The following is a 5,505-nucleotide window of genomic DNA, read 5'->3' as shown; positions in this document are numbered from 1 at the left end:
TCCTTACACTTTATATTCGACAAAAGTGGCCAAAATCCTTGTCAAATCTGGAATTTTTGTTTATTCAGCAAGCCCTAATTAATAGATACAAACGGGACCTGCCCTCCCCCGCGGGAATGCATCGAATTGCAATTATGGATAAAAGCTTCACATGCCTGGTACGCATCCCGGTCGGTTTCTTCCCAGGCTAATGCCTCAAGCTCTTCGTCTGTATAGCTGGTGGCATAGGTTTTCAAACGTTTTCTATTTTTATGGAAGGTTTTCTCTATGTAAGGAGCAAGATCATAATCAAACATCGGAAAACTTTGCCCGCCATGCTGCATATTTTGATTGGCTTGGAAAATAATCGCTGCTAAAGCCATCGCGCTGCCAATGTCTTTCGGTTCACGCATATACCCATGTCCGGTATTAAATCCGCCCTTTAATACCCCGCCCAGCGGAATCTGGCAACATGTGGTCGTACCCGTTACCATAAAATCAAGGTCATGGGGGTAAATAAAATTGTCATCAATCGCCTTTACGACCTCTTTGCTAAGCAACATTTGCTTTGCATAACTTTTGCTGACTTCAGAAGAGATTTTTGACATTTGCCCCATTGGCGAAGATCCATCCATATTTGCATTTTCTTGCATTAAATCATGATTATGTGAAAACACAATCTCATTTAAGGCTTGCAGGGGAAAATCGCCACTGGTTTCTTGTTCATTTTTTGTAATCATTTTACCGATTCTCCTTTCTAACGCACCGGTTTTTGGGCATGAAGAAAACTTGAACGTCCGTTTCTTTGGTGGCACACCATGCATTTTCAATGAAAAAGGGCTGCGGTGTAGTGGCTTAAAATTCCCGCAACATCCTTGGCGAACAACTCGTTCAACCGCGGAATAAACGGCGGCAAAAGCGGTAAAAATTTCATCCTCCGAAACATCAAGTTCTTACCTCTAGAACGCTTCTGATGGGCAATACAGCGGAACAGTTTTGTAGACAGCTCCGGATTTAAACTGGATTCCTTTTCAGACAGATATTGCCTTCTCACCCAAAACACTATATTTAGTATTTATTTTTGAAACAGCCAACTACATATAGTATCCTATCATAGTGTGTTTTGTATTTCAACACAAAATGAGGAGCGTTCCCGGAAAGTACATTTATGATTCGCGTCTTTCTTTTTCTTATACCTGCGGCCAATTTAGGAATCCGTTCCATTTTTAATACGTTGTAGCAACACCGGGGCGCGGGAAACCGGGAAAGTCGTAATATTTTTCAACAAGACGATGGCTCCTCATGTGATGCCTTTCATCAGGCAAATCGGTACCTGAGGAATCGCGTAATGACTTTCATCACTATCTCGAAAAATTGCACTGGCTGCTTTTCATTCCTCTATTGGTGTCGCGTTCACTCGGCATGAGCGTCTACTATGAAAAACACGAACCCTCTCGATGCCTTTCATTTCCTCCCCAAAAAAAGAATGCCGCAATTTCCCGGCGGCATCCCATTTTATCACGATTGCGTTTGCAAACGTTCAGCTTCCTGAATATCTTGGTTGATCTTGAGATAGATCTGATCCACTTTCGCGAAGTCCAGTGCCTCATGGTAGTACATTTCCAGTTCATCATTCAGCACTTTTGCCTCATGCAGCCAAGCGGTTCCTTCTTTCATTTTATCTTTGTACCGCTTATGGGCAGCTTGAATTTCGTTTGCGTATTTTTCATCCGTACCCGGCGTCACCGCAGCCGCGTACATATCGATCACTTCGTCCCCATTTCGCTCAGGGAAATATTCGTGCGGATCGGTACTGTCAAAAATGCAAAACCCGAGTTCCCTGACGATGACCATATCCAGGCTGTTTGGATCAAATCCGCAATGGTAAATCTCAGTCGTGAAACCTTTTTCTGACGCTTTGGACGCAATTTTTCTCAGCATCGTGGATTTGCCGGTGCCGGCCCGCCCTTTTATAAAATAGCGTTTCGATAACCCCTCCGTCAGATTTGGGATAAAGTCAACTGCTCCGTTTGGTGTGGCTGCCCCGAGAAAACGGTGGTACGCCGTTTGGCTCCCGTCCCCGGTTTTCCCGCCAAATAGCTTTTCAATCAGCTGCTGTGTCACCTGGCCTGCTTTTTCAAAGTCCATTTCTTTTAAGTAAATTGCCTCCAAGTCATCATGATGGCGCAAACTTTCCGCAAACGAATGGTACGCAGATTGATAGGCTTCCTGTATACGGCGATTCAGCTCTAATGCATCCCTTTCATATTTGGCGTCCAATGCGTCCTCCAGCATCATAACCGAATCATTTGTTTTCGGTTCAATCACATACGGCGCGTTTCCATCCACGACGCCTGTTTTTAATCCCGGAATCACTACGCCATCCAGCGAATCAGGAGCAGACGGGCAATGAATCAGTTCAAGATCATAACCTTTTTGCTTCCACACTTCCGCCAGTTTTTCCATGATATATGATTTCCCTGTCCTGCCATTTAAAATAAACACGCGATCCAAACCCTGCAAACTTGAATCCAAATAATGCGCAAACCCTTTCCCGGTATTGCCGCCTGCAAAATAATGCAACACTTTTCTAGCCATATCCCGCCACTCCTCTGTTTGGATAATTAACGGTTTTCCACATTAGCCTATGCGCCCCGCAAAAAGGTTGTGATTTCCTCTTGCAAAGAAAAGAGGCCGGCCCGGAATCAGCCCGGGCCGGCCTCTTCTTAAAAGGTTTATTTCTCCCCGCTCAATTTAACCAAAATTTTCGCCTGGGATTTGTCTTTTGTCAAAGCTTCGAAGCCTTTTTCAACGATTTCTTCCAATTGGATATGGCTGGTAACGACGTCTTGCGGTTTCAATTGGCCGGATGCAATCAGGTTAATCGTTTGTTGGAATGTTTTCTTCGTGTAAACAATCGATGCTGTAACGCTAACACCTGTATTCGTTAACTGCATCGGGTTCCATTCTATCGGGCGTGCAAAGATAGAAATGACATCGACAATCCCGCGTGCTTTCGTTGCATCAAGTGCTTGTTTGAAAGTCGGAGCAACGCCGGCCACTTCAAAGGATACATCTACGCCGCCCGGAACAAGATCACGGATGGTTTGGACGGCATCTTTTTCCCCGGAGTTAATAATGTCGGTCGCGCCTGCTTTTTTCGCCAGGTCCAGACGAGGTTGCGACAAATCCGCCACGACAATCCGGCTTGCACCTGCCGCACGTGCTGCAACAATGGTCAATAATCCGATCGGGCCTGCACCAAAAATCGCAACCGTATCGCCAAATCTTAAACCACTATCTTTCACAGCCTGTACAGCAACCGCGCTAGGCTCAACTAATGCAGCTTCCTCCAAAGACAAGGAATCCGGCACGCGGTAAATATTATTTTCTGGAATGTTGGCGTATGCCGCAAATCCGCCATTGCTATGTAATCCAATAAAAGCGTAGCCGTCATAACGATCGAATTCATCCGGTTTGATTCCGCGGGTAATCGTCGGGTTAATAACAACCCTGTCGCCTGCTTTATACTTGGTAACTTTTGATCCGACTTCTTCAATCACACCGGCAAATTCATGCCCCATCGTGAGCGGCGCTTTTTCACCGGTAAATTCATTTTCTTCGCCAACAGGAATAAATACCGGCCCTTCCTGGTATTCATGCAAGTCACTGCCGCAAATCCCGGCCCATGCTACTTTTACTTTCACTTCATTCTCTTTTAACGGGCGCAATTCAACATCTTCTACACGAATATCTTTTTCTCCGTGCCATACTGCTGCTTTCATTTCTTCCACTCCCTTGCAAATTTTCCTTTGAATATCGTTTACCACAAATACATAGTAATATTGTTATATATAAATAGCAATTAATACGCTTACACCTCATGGATATCGCGTTAAAATAAGATAAAATTCCATAAAAAGCGGACTTTTATTTTAATCCAGTCAGACAAACATTCTTCCATAAAAATTTTAAAGAGTTGACAGGAAAAAATCCGTTTCAGCTGTTTGATCTGTTCGAACTGGCATACCGGTTGCTGCGCAGATGAAAAGCGCAGCCTTTTTGCGGTCTGCGCTCGTTTGCGGCTTTGTATGGCGGTTTAGCTTGCACAATGGCTAACGTCCTGTACCGGAATTTTTAACGGCATCCATTGGTTTGCATCACCAGGGCGTCTATCCTGAAAATATACGCCGGCTGATTTTCGTTTTTCTGGTGGTGCCGTATTCACTGCGGCATGGGCATCTAATCACAGTTAACGGCTTGCTGCCGTTTCGTGAAAATATGATACGCCCTCTACTGTTTCGCTAGCACCAAAAGCCGCGCGATATTTTCGCATGTTCTCTCAATATTGGCAGCACCCGTTTGCAAAGCGTCTTCAAGCGCCATCGGGCGGGGCAGGATGCCAAAGATCGCATCAATGCCTTTTTCATATAAAACATCAATTTGTTCCCCGACATAACCGGCAACGGCAATTACGGGTTTCCCATGTTTTTTTGCTGCCCTGGCCACGCCATAAGGGGTCTTCCCGAACTGCGTCTGGAAATCGATGCTGCCTTCGCCGGTCAAAACGATATCAGCATCTTTTACTTTTTGCTCCAATCCGGTGTATTCCACGACAAGCTCGATGCCGCTTTTTAACACGGCATCCGTGAACACCATCAGACCGGCACCGAGGCCGCCTGCAGCCCCTGCCCCTGGGACCTCAGCAACATCTTTGCCAAGCTGTTCTTTGATGATGGCGGCATAATGCGAAAGGTTGGTATCCAAGAGCGCAACCATTTCTTTCGTCGCGCCTTTTTGCGGCCCGAATACATGAGAAGCGCCGTTTTCCCCGCATAAAGGATTGGTAACATCCGATGCGACAAAAATTTGCACCTCTTTCAAGCGCGGATCAAGGCCGGCCAAATCAATTTCCGCCAAATCCCCGAGTGCACCGCCGCCAAAAGGAAGCATCCCGCCCCTTTCATCTAAAAATTTTACACCGAGCGCCTGTGCCATCCCGGCGCCCCCGTCGTTTGTGGCACTGCCGCCAATGCCGATCAGAATCTGTTTTACTTTTTTGTCCAGACAGGCTTTAATCAGTTCTCCGGTACCATAGGTTGTGGTAACCAACGGATTTTTCGTTTCTTTTGTGACCAAATGGATGCCGCTTGCAGATGCCATTTCAATTACTGCCGTTTCCCCGTCTCCGAGAATCCCGTAACAGGCTGTGACCGGATGTCCGAGCGGCCCTGTGACGGTTTGCTGGTAAATCGTTCCGCCTGTTGCATCCACCAGCGATTGAACCGTTCCTTCCCCGCCGTCCGCCATTGGAACCTGAATGCAAACAGCATCCGGGATCGCTTTTTTAATCCCTGCTTCCATTGCGGCACATACCTCTTTTGCCGTCATGCTCTCTTTAAACGAATCCGGCGCTAATAAAAAGACTGGATTTTTCATCATTTCACCCCAGTGAACTACCCACCACTTATCAACCTTACGGTTTGATTGAAGTGGGGGCTTCTCGACTTATCGTTGCTTTTACTA

3 protein-coding genes and 1 pseudogene are annotated in these 5,505 nt (G+C 46.2%); all 4 read right to left on the bottom strand.

What is annotated here, in order from left to right; all coding sequences use genetic code 11:
- Positions 1–77: 77 nt before the first annotated feature.
- Positions 78–719, bottom strand: a pseudogene (gene nrdD / locus NFR98_RS15485) (anaerobic ribonucleoside-triphosphate reductase); the annotation flags it as partial.
- Between the two features lie 778 nt (positions 720–1,497).
- Positions 1,498–2,577, bottom strand: coding sequence for a PRK06851 family protein (locus NFR98_RS15480; protein WP_071452127.1), 1,080 nt, complete (start codon positions 2,575–2,577; stop codon positions 1,498–1,500).
- A gap of 137 nt (positions 2,578–2,714) precedes the next feature.
- Positions 2,715–3,764 carry a 2,3-butanediol dehydrogenase gene (locus NFR98_RS15475; protein ID WP_013860504.1) on the bottom strand — a complete coding sequence of 350 codons (1,050 nt, stop codon included), beginning with the start codon at positions 3,762–3,764 and terminating at the stop codon, positions 2,715–2,717.
- 508 nt (positions 3,765–4,272) lie between these two features.
- On the bottom strand, positions 4,273–5,418 hold the full coding sequence (locus tag NFR98_RS15470; RefSeq protein WP_041818033.1) for a glycerate kinase family protein: 1,146 nt from the start codon (positions 5,416–5,418) through the stop codon (positions 4,273–4,275).
- Positions 5,419–5,505 lie beyond the last annotated feature (87 nt).

It is taken from the genome of Weizmannia agrestimuris, assembly GCF_943193165.1.
In the GTDB taxonomy this organism is placed as follows: domain Bacteria; phylum Bacillota; class Bacilli; order Bacillales; family Bacillaceae_C; genus Weizmannia; species Weizmannia faecalis.
This window is presented reverse-complemented; position numbering and strand designations above follow the sequence as displayed.